Source organism: Microbacterium sp. ER1, assembly GCF_023383675.1.
Taxonomy (GTDB): Bacteria; Actinomycetota; Actinomycetes; order Actinomycetales; family Microbacteriaceae; genus Microbacterium.
The window spans coordinates 1-21,313 of record NZ_QCXO01000119.1 but is presented as its reverse complement, the minus strand read 5'-3'; the positions used below and the strand labels follow the sequence as shown (position 1 = coordinate 21,313).

The following is a 21,313-nucleotide window of genomic DNA, read 5'->3' as shown; positions in this document are numbered from 1 at the left end:
TCGGATCAGATGCCCTGCCAGGCCGGCTTGTTCGCGAACGTGTAGCGGTAGTAGTCGGCGAGCTGCAGCTTCGACGCGGCGGCCTCGTCGACGACGATGGTCGCGTGCGGGTGCAGCTGGATGGCCGAACCAGGCAGCAGGGCCGTGAGCGGCCCCTCGACCGCACCGGCCACGGCCTCGGCCTTGCCCGCGCCGAACGCCAGCAGCACGAGGTGACGCGCTTCCAGGATGGTCCCCAGCCCCTGCGTGATGCAGTGCATCGGGACGTCGTCGATCGAGTCGAAGAACCGGGCGTTGTCCTCGCGGGTCTGCTCCGTCAGGGTCTTCACCCGGGTGCGGGAGGCGAAGGAGGACCCGGGCTCGTTGAACCCGATGTGCCCGTCGGTGCCGATGCCGAGGATCTGCAGGTCGACCCCGCCGGCCGCGGCGATGGCCGCGTCGTAGTCCTCACCCGCGTGCTGGATGGTCGCCTCCGCGCCGTTCGGCACGTGGATGCGCTCCGGGTCGAGGCCCAGCGGCTCCACCACCTCGCGGGTGATCACCGAGCGGTAGCTCTCCGGGTGGGAGGGGTCGATCCCGACGTACTCGTCGAGTGCGAAGCCCCGCACCTGCGAGACGTCCCGGCCCGCGAGGCGGCTGCGGAGAGCCTGGTACACCGGCAGCGGCGTGGAGCCGGTCGCGAGTCCGAGCACCGCGTCGGGGCGGCGGTCGATGAGCTCGACGATCTCGGTGGCGACCAGGGCCCCGGCGGCCTCGGCATTCTCGACGATGACGACCTCAGCCATGCGGAACGATCTCCTTCTCAGAAATGGATGCGCCCACCAGAGCGGCGCCGAAAGCGGCGGCGGGGGAACCCGCGGGGAGCAGTTCGATTCTCTCATCCAGCCGCAGGGACTTCAGGAACGGTGACGCCTGGGCACCCGCATGCAGGGCCGCGCGGATGCCGTCCGCGAGACGACCGCCGAGCGCGGTGAGACCGCCGCCGATGACCACCGTCTCGACGTCGGCCGAGAGCACGAGCACGCGCACGGCCGCCGCGGCCCCGAAGAAGAGGTCCGCCTGCAGGGCGAGGGCGTGCGGATCGCCGGCGTCGGCCGCCTCCACGATGTCCTTGACCGGGAGCGCGCCGGGGCGTCCCCAGGCCTTGGCCAGCGCCCCGCCGCCGCAGAACGTCTCCACGCAGCCGCGCTGTCCGCAGCCGCACAGACGCCCGCGGGGGTCGACGGAGAGGTGCCCGACCTCGCCCGCGGTCCCCCGCGCCCCGCGCCAGATGCGGCCGTCGATGACGATGCCGGCCGCGACGCCGGTGCCGAGGTTCAGGTAGGCCATCGATCCGGCGACGTCGCTCAGGACGGCGGCGCCGAGCGCGGCCGCCTTCACGTCGTTCTCTACCCGGAAGGGGACGCCCAGCGCCTGCTCGGCGCGCGCCGCGAGGTCGAGGGATTCCACGCCGAGGTTCACGGCGTGCAGCACACGTCCGGTCTCCGCGTCCACGAGGCCGGGGATGCCGATGCCGGCGGATCCGACGGCGGACAGCGGCAGCCCGCTCTCCTCGGCGAGCGCGGCGACGGTCGAGACGATGCTGTCGACGACGGCGTCCTCTCCCCACCCGGTCGGGCGGCGGAGGCGGGCGAGGATCGTCCCCGCCGGGTCGACGGCGACGGCGTCGATCTTCGTGCCGCCGACGTCGAGGCCCACGCGAAGGGGCCGACCGGCGCGGTCGGCGGAGGCGGGGACGATCATCGGATGCCGTTCCCGGTCATGGTCGCGAAGATCACGACACCCCCAGCTGCCCGGAGAGCACCATCACCGCGGCGCCCCGGAGCACGATGTCGTCCTGGCGGGTGAGCCGCACCATGACGTCCTCGAAGACGCCCTCGAGCGTGCGGGCGTGGAGCGTCTCGACGGCCGCGTCGATGAGCGTGCCGTCCAGCAGCTCGGCGGGTCCGGAGAGCACGACCTCGGACAGGTCGAGGGCGGCGACGATCGGGGCGATCGCGATCGCCATGCGGGTCCCGGAGTCGCGGAGGATCTCCTCGCGCGCGGCCGGGTCGGCGTCGATCGCCTCCTGCATGCGGCTCACGCTCAGCCACGCCTCCAGGCAGCCGATCTTGCCGCACGCGCAGCGGGGGCCGCCGTCCGTGCCGACGACGACGTGACCGATCTCCCCCGCCGCGAAACGGCTGCCGAGGAGCGGCTGGCTGCCGGTGATGAGCCCGGCACCCACGCCGCGGCCGATCTTGATCAGCATGAAGTCGGCTTCCGCCTCGCCGAACGTGTACTCCGCGAGCACCGCGGCGTTGGCGTCGTTGCGCGCCAGCACGGGGAGGTCGAGCTCGGCGCTGAGCTTCGCCTCCAACGGGAAGTCGGTCCAGCCGAGGTTGGGCGAGCTGAGGACGAGGCCGTCCGGACGCACGACACCCGGGGTGCCGATGCCGACGCCGAGCACCGGCTGCGTGGCGATCTCGACGAGGGTCTGCGCGAGGCCGCGGAGGGCGTCGTACGCGGCATCGCCGTCGGGCGTCGCGGGACGCGGCACCTGACGCCGCTCCAGCACGTCGCCGTCGAGGCTGAGCACGGCCCCCTCGAAGGCGGTCGGACCGGACAGGTCGAGTCCGATGATCTGATGCCCCACGCGGTCGATGTCGATGAGGATCGGCGGCTTTCCGGGGCCCACCGCCTCGCGGACGCCGATCTCGACGACGATGCCGTCGGCGATGAACTCCGCGACGAGGTCGGAGATCGTGACGCGCGTGAGGCCGGTCTCTCGGGAGAGGTCGGCGCGGCTCATCGCCCCCGAGTGATAGAGCGTCTGCAGCACGAGGGCGCGGTTATGACCGCGCGCGTGCTCGGGGAGCACCTTGGTGCGCGAACGGAGATGCCGCGCGGGGCCGAAGGCGTGCGCGTTCGCGGCGACGAAGTCTGTCGTCGCCGCGGGGCGCTGATCATCCGAAACGGACATGTTTGTTAGTAGACCTTACGAACAGGAATTGTGCAACTGTTCCGCGCGATTCCGCGGGCAGGGTTACCGAAACGTGACATCACGCCGACCGCGGATCCTCGTCAGCGGCCCGGCGGAGGAGGCGCTCGACGAGGCCGGCGACGATCGCCTCCCGCGTCTCCACGGTCATGGGCTTGCCGGGGACCCCCGGGCGCCGCTGCTCGGGCGACGGACCGTCCAGCGGACGATACCGCACCCCCGCCGCGGCGAGGCGCCGCAGGTGCGTGGGCAGCCGCCGCGCGAAGTCGGCGAACGGGGCGGGCTCTCCCCCGTCCCAGAGCCGCTCCGCGATCGCGGCGAGACGCGGGAACATCGCGAAGTCGACCCGGTCCCTGCTCGGCAGGTGCTCCGTCCACACGTTCGCCTGCCCGCCGACCGCCCCCTCGACGACCTGGAAGGAGTACGCGCGCTCGATGGTCAGCGGCGGACCGACGCGGATGGGCTCCTCGGTCGATTCCGACTGCGGGTAGTCGAGGTAGACCTCCAGATCCGGACACCCCACGACCGGGATCCCCCGGCGCAGCGCCTCGCGCATCGCGACCGGTCCGCGCCAGGCGAGGATGCGGACGCCGTCGGGCACGTCGCCCTCCAGCACCTCGTCCCAGGCCAGCGCGGTCCGACCGCGGCGGCGGACGTGGTCGACGAACTGCGCCGTGAACCACGGCTGCACGTCGTGCGCCGTGGCCAGCCCCAGCTCCTGCATGCGCGCGGCGGCGGCCGCGCTCTCCGCCCACTCGGTCACCGGGACCTCGTCCCCGCCGATCCCGATCCACGCGGACGGGAACACGTCGCACAGCGCGTCGATGGCGGCACGGCCGAAGGCCAGCGCCTCCGGAGTCGGCGCGAGGGTGCGGGCATTCACGCCGAAGCGCTCCCACGGCCCGGTGGGCGGCGTCCCGACGTCGCAGTTGCCGAGCTCCGGATAGGCGGCGAGCGCGGCCTGGATGTGTCCCGGCAGCTCGACCTCTGGCACGAGCGTCACGAAGCGCTCCTCCGCGTAGCGCACGAGATCGCGCAGCTCGGCGGAGGTGTAGAAGCCCTCGTGCACGCCGGGCTCGACCGTGGCCTCCGGTCCGTGACCGCGTTGGGTGGCCTCGCGCCGCGCGCCGACCTCGGTCAGGCGCGGGTAGCCGGGCACCTCGAAGCGCCAGCCCTGATCGTCCGTCAGGTGCAGATGCAGGATGCTGAGGTGGTGGTCGGCGAGCAGGTCGATGAGGCGACGCACGTCCTCCGCAGGGCGGAAGTGCCGCGCCACGTCGAGCATCGCACCGCGCCAGGCGGAGGCGGGAGCGCCCTCCCAGCGCCCGGCCGGGATGATCGCGGGGAGGGCGGGGTCGTGATCCGGGTCGCGGAGCTGCCGGAGCGTGGTCGCGCCGCGAAAGACCCCCTCCGGCGTCGCCCCCGCGATCTCGATCCCGGAGGCCGTCACGGTCACCCGGAAGGCCTCGGCACCGTGGCGCCCCGCGGCGGAGGCCGCGGCGCCCAGCTCCTCGTCGATCACGAGGCGGATCGCGGGCAGGGTGTCGTCCGCTCCCCCGCCGCCGAGCCGTGCGACCGCGGCCGCCAGCTCCGGCGCGCCGAGGATCGGGGTCGAGGGCGTCCACCGGAAGCCAGGAGCCAGGGAGTCGATCTCTGCGGGGATGTGCGGCACCGTCGCCCGCGGCGCGGACGGAGGCATCCGCAGCGCACGGCCGGCGACGGCGCCCGTGGGGTCGCCGTCGATGACGACCGGCACACCGCCGACGAGCACCTCATGCACGCCCTGCGGCGCGCCGTGCGGGTCGTCGAAGGTGGCTCCGGCTGCGATCGTCTCCGGGTCGAAGAGCACCAGGTCGGCGGTGGCGCCCTCGCGGATCACGCCGCGCGGTGCGTCGCTGCGGTCGAGGCGGAGGCGGGCGGCCGGGTTGCCGGAGAGATGACGCACCGCTTCCTCGAGGCTCAGCACCCCCAGCTCCCTGACGTAGTGCCCGAGGTAACGGGGGAACGTGCCACGGCCGCGCGGGTGCGGGCGCGCGCCGATGAGGATGCCGTCGCTGCCGCCGGAGTGCCGGGGGTGCCGCATGATGGCGCGGACGTTGTCCTCGTCGCCGATGTGCATGAGCACACCCGTGGCGCCGGCATCGGCGAGGATCGTGTCGATCACGACATCGACGGCGCACTGCCCGGTCTCCGCCGCGATGTCGGCGATCGTCCGGCCGACGAGCCCGGCCAGATCGGGGTGGGCGGTCCCGGAGATCTGGATCGCCGACCAGTCCGCCGCCTCGCCGTGGAACCCGTCGCAGCCGATCTCCTCCAGCTCGACCCGGACCGCCTCGCGCCCCTCTGCGTCGAGGGCTGCCAGGACGCCGAGCAGGTCGCCGGTCGCCGCCAGCCGGCTCGGCAGGAGCGCGGCGAGGGTCGTCGCCCCCGGGAGATAGGGGTAGGTGTCCAGGGTCACGTCGACGCCGTCGGCCGTCGCCGCGTCGACGAGCGCCAGCAGCTCGGCGGCGCGACCGCGGTTCGGGGCGAAGTTCATGGTCGCGTGGGTGAGATGGACCGGGCACCCGGTGCGGCGGCCGATCTCGATGGCCTCGCGGTACGCGTCCAGCGCCGCCCGCCCGTAGCTGCGGGTGTGCGGCGCCCAGTAGCCGCCGCGCTCCGCCACCACCCGGCAGAGGGCTTCGAGCTCCGCGGTGTCGGCGTACATCCCCGGGGTGTAGGTCAGGCCACTCGACATGCCGAAGGCCCCCGCGTCGAGGGCCTTCCCGAGCAGGTCGGCCATGGCCGCGATCTCGGCAGGGGTCGCCCGGCGGTCGTCGTGTCCGACCACCATCATCCGGAGGTTGCCCTGCGGCACCAGCACCGCGGCGTTGGCCACCGCGGCAGCGTCGATCGCCCGCAGGAGGTCGTCCATCGACCGCCACGGGACCACTGACGGCCGCCCGTTCCAGCCTGCGATCTGCGCGGGGATGACGGCGGCTGTCGCCTCGTCCAGCGGCGCGTAGCCCAGGCCGTCCTGCCCGAGCACCTCGGTCGTGACCCCCTGACGGATCTTGGCGTCGTGCGCGGCCCCCTGGAGCACCGCGAGATCGCTGTGCGCGTGCATGTCGATGAAACCGGGCGCCAGGACGAGGCCGGACGCGTCGACCTCGACCGCGCCGTCCGGCAGCTCGAGCGTCGTCCCGTCGCCGTCGCGGACGACGGCGACGACCCTGGCCCCCTCCACCGCAACGTCCGCGACGACGCGCGGAGCACCGGTACCGTCGACGACGGTCGCCCGACGATAGACGCGCACCAGGCCGGCCGCGGCCTTCTCGGCGCTCAGAAGCATGTCGCCACCGCGTCGATCACCCGGGGGTCCTCGGCGTCGGGGTCGTCGATCACGGCGACGACGCGCCACTTGTCGAACGCGGTGCACGGATGCGAGAGACCCAGCCGCACGACCTCGCCGACCGCGACGGTCGCCCCGTCGGCGGGTCGGAGGAAGGCGTGCTGGTCGTTCAGGGCGGTCACGGCGCCGGCGACCGACTGCGGCACCGGGAGGTCGATGTCGAACGGCACGTCTCGCCGCCCGGCGTCGAGCAGGGCGAGGCCGGGCTCGGGCTGCGAGACCACCCGTGACCACGCGTGCATCGCAGAGCGCAGCGGGGCGGTGTCCGTCAGCGGACCGAACGGCGACATGCGGGAGTAGAAGCCGTCGTCGTGGATCTGGAACGCACCGGAGCGCAGCACGACCTCGGCGTCCCCTCCCGCAGCGCCGAGGACCGCGGCGGCGCGATCGGGGAAGGAGCTGCCCCCCGCGCTGAGCACGGGGCGGACGCCGTCGGGGTAGTCGAGACGGTTGTGCAGCTCGACGAGCGTGGCCAGGAAGCCGTCCACCGCGGCGACCGAGGCCGCGGAGCGATCGGGACCGAAGGGCCCCTCGTAGCCCGTCACCCCGGCCAGGCGGAGACCAGGGGCGGCCGCGATCGCCGCGGCGATGCGCTCACCCTCCGCCACCGTGCGCGCGCCCGTCCTGCCCTGCGCGCCGCCGAGCTCCACGAGCACGTCCAGCGGTCGGGGGGCGCCGGCGAGGGCGTCGGCGAGGATCGCGACACCGGCGAGGGAATCCGCGCCGCAGAGGATCCGCAGGCCCTCGTCGGCCGCGAGCATCGCTCCGAGCTCCCGGGCCGCGGCGCCGTCCGTCACCCCGTTGGCGATGAGCACCGTGGGCACACCGGCGTCGACGGCGACGCGGGCCTGCCAGGGTGTGGCGACCGAGATCCCCCAGGCTCCCGCGTCGAGCAGCCGCTGCCAGAGCGCGGGCGCCATGGTGGTCTTGCCGTGGGGGGCGAGGCGGACGCCCTCGCGCGCGGCCCAGCCGAACACCGTGTCCTCGTTGTGCGCGATCGCGTCGGCGTGCACCGTGAGCACCGGGGTGCCGAGGTCCGACAGGTGCAGACCGGCCGCGCCGACCTCCGACAGACGCAGCCCCGCGGCGTGCGCCGGGAACCCCTTCGCCCAGGCGCCGAGGACGGGATCCGGAATTTGTAGAGGCATCTAACAAGGCTACTAGGCTGGCGGCATGACCGCGAAGACACGAGTTTCCACCGACGCCGCCCCCGCTCCCGCGCACACCTTCTCGCAGGGCGTCCGCAAGGGCCCGATCGTCCAGGTCTCCGGCCAGGGCCCCGTCGACCCGCAGACCAACGAGTACCTGTACCCGGGCGACGTCGCGGCGCAGACCACCCGCACGCTCGAGAACGTCAAGGCCATCGTGGAGGCCTCCGGCGCCACGTTCGACGATGTCGTGATGCTGCGCGTGTACCTCACCAAGCGCGAGGACTTCCCGATCATGAACGAGGCCTACGGCGCGTTCGTCGAGGCCCACACGACCAGCGGCGTGCTGCCCTCCCGCACCACCGTCTTCACCGGACTTCCCCGCGAGGAGATGCTCGTCGAGATCGACGGACTCGCCGTCGTCGACTGACCCCCGACACCCCTGGCGAACGGGGAGGCACCTTATCAGGACCGTTGCCTCCCCGTTACCAGCCATCCCGTACCATGGACGACAGGACACGTCGAGACTGCGGGGGGTGTAGTTCGTGACCGATCTGATTTCCACGCCGGGCACTGCGACGGGGGCACAGCCCGACGATGCGACACCGACGAGCGTCCTGACGCCGGAGGCGGCGACCGACACGGCCCCGCCGCAGACCGGCGAGCAGCCCCTGGCCTGGGCTCCCGTCGAGCCCGCCCCGAAGAAGCGCCGCCTCGGCCTGTGGATCGGTCTCGGCCTCGGCGTGGTCGCGCTCGGCGCCGGCGCCGCCTCGATGATCCTCATCGCCCCCGGCACCACCGTCGCGGGCATCCCGGTCGGCTGGATGACCCCCGGGGCCGCCGCCGACGCGATCAGCTCCCGCCTCGCGCAGACCGAGGTGACCCTCACGGGCGAGGGCGACGACGCCGTGCTCACGGGCGCCGACCTGGGCGCCACCGCCGATGCCACCGCGCTCGCCGACGCCGCGTTCGCCGCACACCCGATGTGGAACCTCGGCGCGTGGATGGGCGACCCCGTGCCGGCCGACATCGTGCTCGACCAGGAGACCGCCGCCGCGGCGCTCCGCAGCGCCGTCCCCGGCAGCTTCGTCGACCCGGTCGACGCCGGAGTGGTCTTCGACGCCGCGAAGGGCACCTACGCCGTCACGCCGTCCACGCCCGGGACGGGCATCGACGTGACCGCACTGAACGCGGCCTTCGTCGAGGCCGTGGGCGACGGCCGCACGACGTTCGAGTACCCCGGTGGTCCGGCCGAGGCCGCGCCCGCCGTGTCCGACGACGACGCCACGGCGACCGCGACCACGCTCAACACCATGCTCTCGACCATCGGCTTCTACGTCGGCGAGGAGCGGACCGTCCCGGTCTCCCCCGAGGTCGCGGCCTCCTGGCTGACCGTGGTCGACGACGACGGCCAGCTCCGCATCGAGGCCGACCCCGAGGCGATCCAGGCCACGGTGGACACGCTGCCCGCCGCGGTGGACCGCGCCCCCGTCAACGCGACCAACATCGTGGACTCCGCGGGGAACGTGCTGCGCGCCGAGAAGGAGGGCGCCACCGGACGCGCCCTCGGCGACACCGCGGACATCGCCGACGACTTCGCGACGCAACTCGCCGCGGGAGACGGCGTCTTCGCCCTCTCCGTGACGGAGACCCCCTTCGAGACGACGAACCTGTTCCGCCGCGCCGAGATCAACCTCAGCACGCAGCGCGCCTACCTGTTCGAGAACGACAAGGTCGTGCAGTCCTGGGCGGTGTCGACCGGTCTTCCCGGAACGCCCACGCCGACCGGCAACTTCAAGGTGTTCGCGCACACCGCCATCCAGGACATGGGCTGCTACGAGGGCGCGCCGTACTGCACCGAGGACGTGCCCTGGATCACGTGGTTCGCCCCGAACATCGGCTTCCACGGCACCTACTGGCACAACAACTTCGGCAACCGGATGAGCCACGGCTGCGTGAACCTGCCGATCGACCTCGCCAAGTACGTCTACGACTGGTCCCCCGTGGGCCTCGAGGTCTCCGTCTACAACTGATCCGGAGCCCTGCACCGGGCGAACCCGGCTGGGGAAGACAGCAGAAGGGGGCGGATGCCGCAGCATCCGCCCCCTTCTCGTCGTCTCAGCGCAGGGCGTCGACGATCTCGTTGAGCGTCGTGGACGGGCGCATGACCGCCTCGACGAGCTTCTCGTCCGGACGGTAGTAGCCGCCGATCTCCACCGGGGAGCCCTGCACCGCGTTCAGCTCGGAGACGATCGTCTCCTCGTTCGCGGCGAGCTTCTCGGCGATGGGCGCGAAGGCGGCGGCGAGCTCCGGGTCCTTCGTCTGCTTGGCCAGCTCCTGCGCCCAGTACAGGCCGAGGTAGAAGTGGCTTCCGCGGTTGTCGATCGTGCCGAGAGCGCGGCCGGGCGAGCGGTCCTCCTCGAGGAAGGTACCGGTCGCGGCGTCGAGCGTCTCCGCGAGCACGCGGGCCTTCTCGTTGCCCGTGCGGTCGGCGAAGTGCTCGAGGGAGGCGGCCAGCGCGAAGAACTCGCCCAGCGAGTCCCAGCGCAGGTAGTTCTCCTCGACCAGCTGCTGCACGTGCTTCGGCGCGGAGCCGCCGGCACCCGTCTCGAACAGTCCGCCGCCGGCGAGCAGCGGCACGATGGAGAGCATCTTGGCGCTCGTGCCGACTTCGAGGATCGGGAACAGGTCGGTGAGGTAGTCGCGCAGCACGTTGCCGGTCACCGAGATGGTGTCCAGACCGTGACGCATGCGGGCGAGCGTGTACCGCGTCGCCTCCTCCGGCGCGAGGATCGTGATCGTCAGGCCCTTGGTGTCGAGCGTGGCGAGACCCTGGTGCACCTTCGCGATGATCTGCGCGTCGTGCGAGCGGTTCGCGTCGAGCCAGAACACCGCCGGGGCACCCGTCGCGCGGGCGCGGCCGACCGCGAGCTTGACCCAGTCCATGACCGGGATGTGCTTGGTCTGCGTCGCACGCCAGATGTCACCCTTGCCGACCTCGTGCTCGATGAGGACGGTGCCCTCGCTGTCGAGCACCTGGACGATGCCGTCCGCCGCGATCTCGAACGTCTTGTCGTGGCTGCCGTACTCCTCGGCCGCCTGCGCCATGAGACCCACGTTCGGCACGGTGCCGATGGTGGCGGGGTCGAGCGGGCCGTTCGCGATCACATCGTCGATCACGGCCTGGTAGACGCTCGCGTAGGAGGAGTCGGGGATGACCGCGATCGTGTCGGCCTCCTCGCCGTCCTTGCCCCAGAGCTTCCCGCCGTTGCGGACGAGGGCGGGCATGGATGCGTCGACGATGACATCGCTCGGCACGTGCAGGTTCGTGATCCCCTTGTCGGAGTTCACGTACGACAGGCGCGGCCCCTCGGCGATGGCCTTGTCGAACGCCGCGGCGATCTCCTCGCCACCCGCGACGGTGGCCAGGCCGGCGAGGATCGAGCCGAGGCCGTCGTTCGCGCTGAGCCCGGCCTCGGCGAGCTGGGTGCCGTACTGGTCGAAGACGTCCTTAAAGAACGCCTTCACGACGTGACCGAAGATGATCGGGTCGCTGACCTTCATCATCGTGGCCTTGAGGTGCACCGAGTAGAGCACGTCGTCGGCCTTGGCCTCCGCGAGGGTGTCGGCGAGGAACGCGTCCAGCTCCTTCGCGGACAGGAAGGTCGCGTCGATGATCTCGCGCGGGAGGACCTTGAGCCCCTCCTTGAGGACCGTGACGGTGCCGTCCTTCGCGGTGTGGCGGAAGGAGAGGACGTCGTCGTGAGCGGCGACCCACGAGCGCTCGTTGTGCTTGAAGTCGTCGTGGCCCAGGGTGGCGACGCGGGTCTTGGAGCCCTCCGCGAACGGCTTGTTGCGGTGCGGGTGCTTCTTGGCATAGTTCTTCACCGCCAGCGGCGCCCGGCGGTCGCTGTTGCCCTCGCGCAGCACCGGGTTCACGGCGGAGCCCTTGATGCGGTCGTAGCGGGCGCGGATGTCCTTCTCCTCCAGCGACGAGGGCTCGTCCGGGAAGTCGGGGATGTCGTACCCCTGCTGCTGCAGCTCCGCGATGGCCGCCTTGAGCTGCGGGATCGACGCCGAGATGTTCGGCAGCTTGATGATGTTGGCCTCGGGGAGGGTGGCGAGGCCGCCCAGCTCCGCCAGCGCGTCGCCGACCTGCTGCTCGGGGGCGAGCTTCTGCGGGAAGGCGGCGAGGATGCGGCCGGCCAGAGAGATGTCCCGCGTCTCGAACTCGATGCCCGCCTGGCCCGTGTAGGCCTGGACGATCGGCAGGAACGAGGCGGTGGCCAGTGCCGGTGCCTCGTCGGTGTAGGTGTAGATGATGGCGTCGTCGGTCACCGGGAGGTTCTCCGTTCACGAGGTCTATTTGTCTCGATACCAAGATACCTGAGCGGGGTCGGCCCCGAAGCGGCGGCCCCGAGGGAGGCGCCCGGTCCGTGAAAAGTCCTCCCGAGTGATGAATGCGGTGACCGGAGGGGCTAGCCTGGGGACATGTCCGAACTGCGCATGGTCGAACTCTCCGCCGCGACGATCGTCGCCGTGAACAACCTGTCGCTCAAGCCCGGACAGGAGCAGTTCCTCGCCCCCGTCTCGTACGGCATCGCGGCCACCGTCATCAACCCGCAGACCTCCTGGCAGCGGGTGATCCTGGACCGCAACGAGGTCGTGGGCTTCGTGAGCGCCAACTTCGACGACGAGGCCCCGGAGGAGCACTTCCGCTCCGTGCTGTGGCGCATCAACGTCGACGCGGACGACCAGGGTCGCGGCGTCGGCCGCTTCGCCGTGGAGAGTCTCATCGACGAAGCACGCAACCGCGGCGTCGACCATGTCAACGTCATCTACGAAGCCGGCGAGGACGGCCCGGAGGCGTTCTTCCGCCGCGTCGGCTTCACCCCCGTCGGGGAGACGGCCTACGGCGAGGTCATCGCCGAGATCCGGGTCCCCTCCTGAGACCGGCGGCGGGGTCTCGAATCCCCTCCCCCATCGAGACTCCGTCGCCCTCGGATTCCGCCGGGCGGCGCGACCTCGATCCCTCTCAGCGCTGACCGCTGTCGCCGGGAGGCGTGCCCTTCCCCCGACGGCTGTTCCACGCGGCGAGCGCAGACGCGGCAGCTCCGGCCGCCCGGTCGATGGCCTCCGCAGACCGGTGCAGCATGTCCTGCGCAGCGTCCTGCCAGGCCGGAGTCGGCGGCGCCTCCCCCGTCTGCACCTTCGCGGCGTGCTCGGCGGCCTCGAACGCCCGCTCCAGCTCGGCGACGGCGTCGCGGTAGGCCGCGTACTCGGCGGCGGTCACGCGGCCCGTCGTCTGCCGACGCGCCTCGACCGCCGCGCCGGCGGCCCGGAGGTAGGCGGCCGTCTCCGGGCGCTTCACGTCCGTCATCTCGGGATAGGTGATCTGCAGCGCGGGGTCGGTCTCGTATCGCATCCACCGCGCCGTCACTGCCTCGTGCTCCGCATACAGCCGCTCCAGCGGCCGCGGGGCGGAGCCGGCGGGGATCGCGGCGCGAGCCGCGTTCAGCCGGACTCGTCGGGCGCGGACGTCGGCCGCCGCCGCCCTGGCATCGCGTTCACGCTCCTTGAGCATGCGCCGGGCGCCGGCCACCTGCTCGGCGCTCGCGCGCTGCGCGGCCCGCTCGGCGGAGACCCTCGCGAGGTCGGCTCGTGCCACTTTCAGAGCCGTCCGTCGGACCACCGCGCGCTGCTGGGCCTCACGGAGGTCGTGCCGCGCGGCGTCGTACTCCAGTCGGCGGCCGCTGCGGGTGTTGCGATGACGCACCCCGATCGCGCCCGCGGTCACCCCGGCGGCGGCGGTCGGCGCGAGCCACCACCACTCCGCGACGAGGAGGAAGGGGTCCATCCTTCGATGCTACCGACCGCGGCGCGCCCGCGCCCGGACGCAGCGCCCCGGCATCCGTGCGGATGCCGGGGCCTCAGTCGCGTCAGCGCGTCAGACGAGCGTCTCCTGCCAGGCCGCGTGCAACTGGGCGAACTTCCCGGTGCCGCCGATCAGAGCGGCCGGGGTGTCGTCCTCGATGATCCGGCCGTGCTCCATCACGAGCACACGGTCCGCGATCGCCACCGTCGACAGCCGGTGCGCGATGATGATCGCCGTCCGGTCGGCCAGCAGCGTCTGCAACGCGTCCTGGATCAGCCGCTCGGACGGGATGTCCAGCGAGGCCGTCGCCTCGTCGAGGATCAGCACCGCCGGGTCGGCGAGGAAGGCGCGGGCGAACGAGATGAGCTGGCGCTGCCCCGCCGAGACACGACCGCCGCGCTTGTTCACGTCGGTGTCGTACCCGTCCGGCAGCGCCGAGATGAACGCGTCGGCGCCCACCGCCCGTGCCGCCTCGCGGATCTCGTCCAGCGTCGCGTCCGGGCGCCCGAGCGCGATGTTGTCGGCGACGGTCCCGCTGAACAGGTACGCCTCCTGCGTGACCATGACGATCGCCCGGCGGAGATCCTTCGGGTGCAGCGACCGCAGATCGACGCCGTCGAGCGTCACCGTCCCCGCGGACGGGTCGTAGAACCGCGAGATGAGCTTGGCCAGCGTGGACTTGCCCGCCCCCGTCGTCCCGACCAGCGCGATGGTCTGCCCGGCCGGGATGTCGAGCGAGAAGTTCGGCAGGATCGTCTTGTCCTCGTTGTACGCGAACGTGACCTCGTCGAAGCGGATGTGCCCGCGGGACTCCCAGAGGTCCACCGGCTTCTCGGGGTCCGGCACCGTCGGGACCTCCTCCAGGACGCCCGACACCTTCTCCAGTGCGGCGGTGGCGGACTGATAGGAGTTGAGGAACATCGCGATCTCCTGCATCGGAGCGAAGAAGTTGCGCACGTAGAGCACGGCGGACAGCAGCACGCCGACCGTGAGCGCTCCCTCCGAGACCCGGATGCCGCCCCACAGCACGACGACCCCGAGCACGAGCGCCGCGACGCCCATGAGGCCCGGCTCGAACGTGCCGAACAGCAGCATCGAGCGACGGTTCACGTCCCGGTACTCGCCGGCCACGCCCTGGAAGGCCTCGTCGTTGCGCGGCTCCTTCCGGAAGGCCTTGACCGCGCGGATGCCCGTCATGGTCTCCACGAACTGGACGATCACCTTCGCGCTGATCACCCGGGACTCGCGGTACACGAGCTGCGAGCGCGAGTAGAACCAGCGCATGAGGAAGAACAGCGGCACGCCGCCGATCGCGAGGATGAGACCGGACTGCCAGTCCCACACGCACAGCGCGATGAAGGTGAAGACACCGAAGAGCACGCCGGAGACGAGCTCGTTCAGGCCGCCGTCGAGGAGCTCCTTGATGGAGTCCAGGTCGCTCGTCTGGCGCGAGATGATCCGCCCCGAGGTGTACGACTCGTGGAACTCCAGGCTCAGGCGCTGGGTGTGCAGGAAGATGCGCTTGCGCAGGTCCAGCAGGACGGCCTGGGTCAGCTTCGCCGCGATGATGACGTACCAGGCGATGAGCACGGCGGCGAGAGCACCCGCGAGCAGGTAGATGCCGCCGACGACGAACGTCGGCATCCAGTCGGCGTCGTCGAGCACCGCGGGGAGCGCCCGGTCGAGGCCGATGCTGATGAGGATCGGCCCCGCCACCTGCAGCGCCGTCGAGATGACGAGCACGGTCGCGGCGAGCACGATCTGCGGCTTGAGCGGACGCACGAGCGAGCCGAGCAGCCGCAGCGAGCGGCGGCGGATCGCCCTGCTCTCCTCCGTGGTGAGGCGGGAGCGGTCCTCGTCCTGGGTTCCGGTGAGGGAGCTCATCGCTGCACCTCCTCTCCTGCGAATCGGGGGGCGCCTCCCGGCGCCTCGTCATCGGCCTCCTCGCGGATGCCGTCCTGCACGGTCTCGTGGATCTCGGCCTGCTCGTCGCGGATGATCGGGATGGCCCCGGTGCGGGCGGCCTCCTCGGCTTCCAGACTGGAGATGACGTGCCGGTAGTGCCGGCTCGTCCGGAGCAGCTCGGCGTGCGTGCCGACGGCGGTGATCCGGCCGTCCTCGAGCAGCGCCACGCGATCGGCGAGAGCCACGGTGGACGGACGATGCGCGACGATCATCGCGGTGGTGTCGGCGAGCACGTGCCGCAGCGCCTCCTCGACGAGCGCCTCGGTGTCGACGTCCAGTGCCGACAGCGGGTCGTCGAGGACGAGCACGCGGGGGTTGGCGGCCACGGCGCGGGCCAGGGCGAGCCGCTGGCGCTGTCCGCCGGACAGGCTCAGTCCCTCCTCGCCGATCACCGTCTCGACACCCTCGGGGAGCGTGTCGACGAAGGAAGCCTGCGCCACGTCGAGCGCCTCGCGCAGGACGCGCTCGGCTTCGGGGCTGTGCACGTCGAGGTCGGCGCGTCCGAGCAGGACGTTCTCACGGACCGACGCCGAGAAGAGCGTCGCGTCCTCGAACGCCATCGCGATGTGCTCCCGGAGCTCGGCGAGCGTCAGGTCGCGCACGTCGACGCCGTCGAGCGTGACCCGGCCTCCCGTCACGTCGTACAGCCGCGTCGGCAGCGTCGTCAGCGTCGTCTTGCCGCTGCCGGTGAGCCCGACGAGCGCCATGGTCTCCCCCGGCCGCAGCACGAGGTCGATCCCGTCGAGCAGGTCCCGCTCGTCGGCGGCCGCGTCCTGGTACCGGAAGTGCGCGTTCTCGAACGCGAGCTCGCCGCGCGGGTTCTCGATGTGCACCGGGTTCTCCGGATCGGTGATGGTGTTCGTCTCCGAGAAGATGTCGAAGACGCGGTCCGTCGCCGTGCGCGCGTCGAGCATGAACGAGAACAGGAAGCCGATCGACTCGATCGGCCAGCGCAGAACGACGGCCATCGCGAAGAAGGCGAAGAGCTCCGCCGACGTGATCGCGTCCTGCGAGATGAGCCAGATGCCCGACATGAGGCTGAGGCCGAAGGCGATCTGCGGCATGAGGTCGAGCCAGAACCAGATCGAGGCGATGGCCCCGGCCTTGCTCATCTCGGTCTCGCGCAGCGTCTCGGCCTGACGACTGAAGCGGCGGAGGGCGTGCGTGCCGCGGCCGAACGCCTTGAGCACGCGGATGCCGTGCACGCTCTCCTCGACGCTGGTGGCGAGATCGCCCGCCTGGTCCTGGCTGCGGCGGGTGAGCGCGCCGTAGCGCTTCTCGAAGAGGTAGCCGCGGATCCACAGCGGGACCGCCGTCACGAGGAAGATCGTGCCCAGCAGCCAGTGCCAGCGGAACAGCAGCACCGAGCCGATGAGGATCGTCAGCACGTTCACGACGAGGAGCACGAGGCCGAAGGCGAGCCACCGGCGGATGAGGCCGATGTCCTGCATCATGCGGCTCAGCAGCTGCCCGGACTGCCACCGGTCGTGGAACGCGACGGGAAGCGTCTGCAGGCGCGCGTAGAGCTCGGTGCGCATGCGGTACTCCACCTGCGTGGCGGGGAAGAGCACGAACTGCCGGCGGAGCCACACCATGAGCGCCTCGCCGAGGCCGAGGGCGAACACGGCGAGCGCTCCCCAGATGATCGCGTCGAGCGCTCCGGACTGCACCGGCCCGCCGATGATCTGCTCGAGCACGATGGGGATCATCAGGGCGATGAGCGCGGCCGCGAGCGCGCTGGCGGCACCGCCGGCGAGGCGCCAGATGACGGGCTTCACGAACGGCTTGAGCCGCCACAGCGCGGCGGGCGTGGAGAGGGAGGACGAGGGGGACGGGTTCTGCGCGGAAGACGAGGAAGACATGTCTCTCAGAGGAGTCGAAGGGGAGAAGAGCGGGGAACGGATGCGAGAGCGGGCTCACGGAGCCCGGCATCCGGTGCAGAAGAGGGGCGGAGGCTCTAGGAGAGCGGGCGCGCCGGGGTCGAGCCGAGGGTGGCGATCCGCGCGGTGGCGATCGTGGTCATGGTGTCCTCCTCAAGGGCTCGGCGAGGTCGTCCGGTTGGCGCGACAGCCCATCAGCCTATTCCTGTGAACCAGCTGAGCGCAAGGGGAATTCCCGGGACGCCGAAGAGCCCGCTCCGTGCGGGGCGGGCTCCTCGGATCGGGAGGTCAGCGGGCGGCGCGCTCCCGCGCCAGAAGGCTCTCCTTCACCGGGAGCCCCCACGCGAAGCCGCCGAGGGAGCCGTCCGTGCGGAGCACCCGATGGCAGGGCACGAACAGCGCCGGGGCGTTGCGGGCGCAGATCGACGCCGCGGCCCGCACCGCCTGCGGATTGCCGAGCCGGGCCGCGAAGCCGGTGTAGGTCAGGGGCTCCCCCGGCGCGATACCGCGGAGCGCCGCCCAGCCGGCGAGCTGGAGGGCGGTGCCCGTCTGCGCGACCGCGACCCCGTCGATCGCCGCGACGTCACCCGCGTAGTACGCGCCGACGGCTCCCGCCGCGTCCGTCTCGGCCTCCCGCACGGCATCGGGGCGCACCCGGGCGGGAAGACGGCCGAGGATCGCCTCGACGTCGTCGGTCCACCCGGACACGAGCACCCGCTGGCGCTCGTCGGCGAGGATCGTGAAGGGACCGTCGGGGGTGTCGAGGGTCTGGATGAGAGCGGTCATGAGGTCTCCTCGGTGTCGGATGCGATGTCGCGGGCGGGCCGGACGGCGGATTTGCGCCGCGGTCCGGCGGGACGGATCGGGGCGGCACGCCACAGATGCGCGCTGAGGTAGCTCCGCCACGGTGCGGTGCGCTCCGCCCAGGCGGTGAGGGTCTTCGGGTCGGCGGGCAGCCCGGAGGCCGCGGCACCGGCACGGAGAGCCACGTCGCCGGGGAGCAGCACGTCCGGATCGCCGAGCACCCGCATCCGCACGTAATCGGCGGTCCAGGGTCCGATCCCCGGCATCGCGAGGAGGGCGGCGCGCTGCGTCGGGCCGTCATCGCCCACGGTGAGGGTCAGGCTCCCGTCCGCCAGGGCCGCGGCGGCTCCCGTCACGGCGCGGATCCGGGCGGCGGGGCCGCGCAGCACCTCCGCCCCGTGCTCCGCGATGGCCGACATCGTCGGGAACAGCAGGCCGTCGGGGGTCCGCTCCCCCAACGCGTCGGTGAGGGCGGTGAGCGCGGTGCGGGCGGCGACGACCGTGATCTGCTGCCCGATCATCGCGCGGATGAGCATCTCGTGCGGATCGGCAGCCCCGGGCACGCGGATGCCGGGGGTCCGCGCCACGAGGGGGGCGAGGGGCGGGTGCGCGGCCAGGGCCTCGTCGACCGCGAGCGGGTCGGCGTCGAGGTCGAAGATGCGGCGCGCCGTGGCCACCAGCGGCGCGAGGTCGCCGAGCTGCGCGACGCGGGCCCGGAGATGCAGCCGCTCCGTCTCCTCCTGACGCACCTCGAACCACGCGGGGCCGCCCGACATCCGGAGATGACGGGAGAACGACGTCGCCGTGGCCTCCTCGACGCCCGTCACGGCTCGCGCGGCCATCCACGCGAAGACCCCGGCCGCATCCAGGGGGCCCCGGTACGGCAGGACGAGGTCGATCGTGCCGGGTACGGCCGCGGAGGGCGTGCGGCGGCGGGCGCGCAGCTCCCCCGGCGTGAGACCGAACACCTCGCGGATCGTGTCGTTGCCCTGTCGGACGCTGTGGAAACCGGCGGCGAAGGCGACGTCCGCGATGGGCATGTCGGTGCCCACGAGGAGCATGCGGGCCGTGTGGGCGCGGTGCGCGCGCGCGAGTGCGAGCGGTCCGGCGCCGAGCTCGGTCGTCAGCAGCCGCGTGAGGTGACGGCTCGAGTAGCCGAGTCGCGACGCGAGTCCTGGCACACCCTCGCGCTCGACCACGCCGGACGCGATCAGGCGCATGGCCCGCGCGGCCGTGTCTCCGCGGACGTCCCACGCGGGCGACCCGGGGGCGGCCTCCGGCAGGCACCGCTTGCACGCGCGGTAGCCGGCCTCGTGCGCCGCGGCACTCGTCGGATAGAACGTGACGTTCTGCGGCTTCGGCGTGCGGGCCGGGCAGCTGGGCCGGCAGTAGATCCCCGTCGAGCGCACGGCGGTGACGAACTGCCCGTCGAAGCGGGTGTCCCGAGCGCTGATCGCCCGGTAGCGCTCGTCGAAGGAGGGGCTCATGTCCTCCACTCTCTCATCCCCGCACGGCTACGGCTGGCGGAAATCGGACATCGCGGTTCCTTCCCCGAGACCCCGCCTACGCGCCGAGGCCCCGGCGTGCAGACGTGCGCACGCCGGGGCCTCGGCGGAAGACCGGGGTCTCGGTCAGTGGAAGAAGTGACGCTCCCCCGTGAAGAACATCGTGACGCCGGCCTTGCGCGCGGCATCGACGACCTCCTCGTCCCGCACGGAGCCGCCGGGCTGCACGATCGCCGTGACACCCGCGTCGATGAGCACCTGGGCACCGTCGGCGAACGGGAAGAACGCGTCGGACGAGGCGACGGATCCGGCGGCACGATCTCCCGCACGCTCCACCGCGAGGCGGCACGAGTCGACGCGGTTGACCTGGCCCATGCCGACGCCGACCGTCGCGTTGTCCTTCGCCAGCACGATCGCGTTCGACTTCACGGCCCGGCAGGCCTTCCACGCGAAGATCAGGTTCTCCATCTCCTCGTCGCTCGGACGCTCCCCCGACACGAGCTCCCAGTTCTTGGCGACGGAGACGATGTCGTCCGGGAAGCGGTCCGCGTCCTGGAGCAGGAGGCCGCCGGACACGAGGCGCACGTCCATGCGCTCCTGCTGCCAGTCCTCGGGGAGCTGCAGCAGACGTAGGTTCTTCTTCGCCTTGAACACCTCGAGGGCCGCGGGCTCGAACGACGGCGCGACGATGACTTCGGTGAAGATGTCCTTGAGGTTCTCGGCCATCTTCAGCGTCACGGTGCCGTTCGCGGCGATCACGCCGCCGTACGCCGACACGGGGTCGCACTCATGGGCGCGGAGGTGCGCGCTGGCGATCGGGTCGAGGGCGTTCGGCGCGGTCGTGGCGATCCCGCAGGGGTTCGCGTGCTTGATGATCGCCACCGCCGGCTTGACCATGTCGTAGGCGGCGCGCAGGGCGGCGTCCGCGTCGACGTAGTTGTTGTACGACATCTCCTTGCCCTGCAGCTGCGTGGCCTGGGCGATGCCGTGGCCGCCCGCGCGGGTGTAGATGGCGCCGCGCTGGTGGGAGTTCTCCCCGTAGCGGAGGGTGGCGAGGCGCTCGGCCTGGATCGTCAGGTGCGCCGGGAGGTCGCCCGGGTCGTTGAGGGTGCCCTCGGCGAACCACTGCGCGACGGCCGTGTCGTAGGCCGCGGTGTGCGCGAACGCCCGCGCCGCGAGCTCCCGCCGCTGCGCGAGCGAGGTGCCGCCCTGTGCCACGGCCGCGATGATCGCCGGGTAGGACTGCGGCGACACGACGATCGCGACGTTGGCGTGGTTCTTCGCCGCCGCACGCACCATGGCGGGGCCGCCGATGTCGATCTGCTCCACCACGTCGTCGCCCTCGGCGCCGGAGGCCACGGTCTCCACGAACGGGTAGAGGTTAACGACGACGAGCTCGAACGGCGCGATGTCGAGCTCAGCGAGCTGCCGCTCGTGGTCCTCCAGGCGCAGGTCGGCGAGCAGGCCTCCGTGCACCTTCGGGTGCAGCGTCTTGACCCGGCCGTCGAGCATCTCGGCGACGCCCGTGACCGCGGCCACGTCGGTCACCTCGAAGCCGGCGTCGCGGATGGTGGACGCCGTCGACCCGGTCGAGACGATCTCGACGCCCGCCTCGGCGAGCGCGGCGGCGAGCACGAGCAGGTCGGTCTTGTCGCTGACCGAGACGAGAGCGCGCCGGATCGGCACGGTGTCGCGATCGCGGTAGAGCGTGGGGTCGTGGCGGGGGCCGGCCATGATGGGCTCCTTCGTGCGGGGGCGTCGGGGG

The 21,313-nt window shown here is 72.1% G+C and carries 15 protein-coding genes; 3 read left to right on the top strand and 12 right to left on the bottom strand.

Annotated elements, in window-relative coordinates; all coding sequences use genetic code 11:
* Positions 1-5: 5 nt before the first annotated feature.
* From nagB to BV453_RS02315, 5 genes are all read right to left on the bottom strand, one after another.
* Positions 6-785, bottom strand: a complete 780-nt coding sequence (gene nagB / locus BV453_RS02335; RefSeq protein WP_025103796.1) for a glucosamine-6-phosphate deaminase — start codon at positions 783-785, stop codon at positions 6-8.
* Positions 778-1,743 (bottom strand): ROK family protein, encoded by a 966-nt coding sequence (locus BV453_RS02330; RefSeq protein ID WP_062766292.1) that lies wholly within the window; start codon positions 1,741-1,743, stop codon positions 778-780. Before BV453_RS02330 ends, nagB begins: the two co-directional genes overlap by 8 nt.
* Positions 1,744-1,774: 31 nt before the next feature.
* Complete coding sequence (locus tag BV453_RS02325) at positions 1,775-2,962, bottom strand: ROK family transcriptional regulator (RefSeq protein ID WP_025103794.1); 1,188 nt, start codon at positions 2,960-2,962, stop codon at positions 1,775-1,777.
* Positions 2,963-3,041: 79 nt separating this feature from the next.
* Complete coding sequence (locus tag BV453_RS02320) at positions 3,042-6,311, bottom strand: family 20 glycosylhydrolase (protein WP_249520774.1); 3,270 nt, start codon at positions 6,309-6,311, stop codon at positions 3,042-3,044.
* The gene (locus BV453_RS02315) at positions 6,302-7,519 is read right to left on the bottom strand and encodes an alanine racemase (RefSeq protein WP_082758484.1); all 1,218 of its coding nucleotides are present in this window, start codon (positions 7,517-7,519) and stop codon (positions 6,302-6,304) included. The genes BV453_RS02320 and BV453_RS02315 overlap by 10 nt, the downstream gene beginning before the upstream one ends.
* A gap of 25 nt (positions 7,520-7,544) precedes the next feature.
* On the opposite strand from BV453_RS02315, the gene BV453_RS02310 reads away from it, so the two are divergent.
* The gene (locus BV453_RS02310; protein WP_025103791.1) at positions 7,545-7,949 is read left to right on the top strand and encodes a RidA family protein; all 405 of its coding nucleotides are present in this window, start codon (positions 7,545-7,547) and stop codon (positions 7,947-7,949) included.
* 115 nt (positions 7,950-8,064) lie between these two features.
* The gene (locus BV453_RS02305; protein ID WP_231729407.1) at positions 8,065-9,552 is read left to right on the top strand and encodes a L,D-transpeptidase family protein; all 1,488 of its coding nucleotides are present in this window, start codon (positions 8,065-8,067) and stop codon (positions 9,550-9,552) included.
* 85 nt (positions 9,553-9,637) lie between these two features.
* Here the strand turns inward: BV453_RS02305 and BV453_RS02300 are convergent, their stop codons facing one another.
* Positions 9,638-11,857, bottom strand: coding sequence for an NADP-dependent isocitrate dehydrogenase (locus tag BV453_RS02300; protein WP_249520773.1), 2,220 nt, complete (start codon positions 11,855-11,857; stop codon positions 9,638-9,640).
* 153 nt (positions 11,858-12,010) lie between these two features.
* On the opposite strand from BV453_RS02300, the gene BV453_RS02295 reads away from it, so the two are divergent.
* Positions 12,011-12,469 carry an N-acetyltransferase gene (locus BV453_RS02295; RefSeq protein WP_025103788.1) on the top strand — a complete coding sequence of 153 codons (459 nt, stop codon included), beginning with the start codon at positions 12,011-12,013 and terminating at the stop codon, positions 12,467-12,469.
* 85 nt (positions 12,470-12,554) lie between these two features.
* Here BV453_RS02295 and BV453_RS02290 read toward each other — a convergent pair whose 3' ends face one another.
* The 6 genes from BV453_RS02290 to purH form a co-directional block, all read right to left on the bottom strand.
* The gene (locus BV453_RS02290) at positions 12,555-13,376 is read right to left on the bottom strand and encodes a hypothetical protein (protein ID WP_062766286.1); all 822 of its coding nucleotides are present in this window, start codon (positions 13,374-13,376) and stop codon (positions 12,555-12,557) included.
* A 90-nt stretch (positions 13,377-13,466) separates the two neighbouring features.
* The gene (locus tag BV453_RS02285; RefSeq protein ID WP_060923216.1) at positions 13,467-15,278 is read right to left on the bottom strand and encodes an ABC transporter ATP-binding protein; all 1,812 of its coding nucleotides are present in this window, start codon (positions 15,276-15,278) and stop codon (positions 13,467-13,469) included.
* The gene (locus tag BV453_RS02280) at positions 15,275-17,221 is read right to left on the bottom strand and encodes an ABC transporter ATP-binding protein (RefSeq protein ID WP_249520772.1); all 1,947 of its coding nucleotides are present in this window, start codon (positions 17,219-17,221) and stop codon (positions 15,275-15,277) included. The genes BV453_RS02285 and BV453_RS02280 overlap by 4 nt, the downstream gene beginning before the upstream one ends.
* A 306-nt stretch (positions 17,222-17,527) precedes the next feature.
* Complete coding sequence (locus tag BV453_RS02275; protein ID WP_249520771.1) at positions 17,528-18,025, bottom strand: methylated-DNA--[protein]-cysteine S-methyltransferase; 498 nt, start codon at positions 18,023-18,025, stop codon at positions 17,528-17,530.
* The gene (locus tag BV453_RS02270; RefSeq protein WP_085606839.1) at positions 18,022-19,530 is read right to left on the bottom strand and encodes a DNA-3-methyladenine glycosylase 2 family protein; all 1,509 of its coding nucleotides are present in this window, start codon (positions 19,528-19,530) and stop codon (positions 18,022-18,024) included. Before BV453_RS02270 ends, BV453_RS02275 begins: the two co-directional genes overlap by 4 nt.
* 144 nt (positions 19,531-19,674) lie before the next feature.
* On the bottom strand, positions 19,675-21,282 hold the full coding sequence (gene purH / locus BV453_RS02265; RefSeq protein ID WP_249520785.1) for a bifunctional phosphoribosylaminoimidazolecarboxamide formyltransferase/IMP cyclohydrolase: 1,608 nt from the start codon (positions 21,280-21,282) through the stop codon (positions 19,675-19,677).
* Between the last annotated feature and the right edge of the window lie 31 nt (positions 21,283-21,313).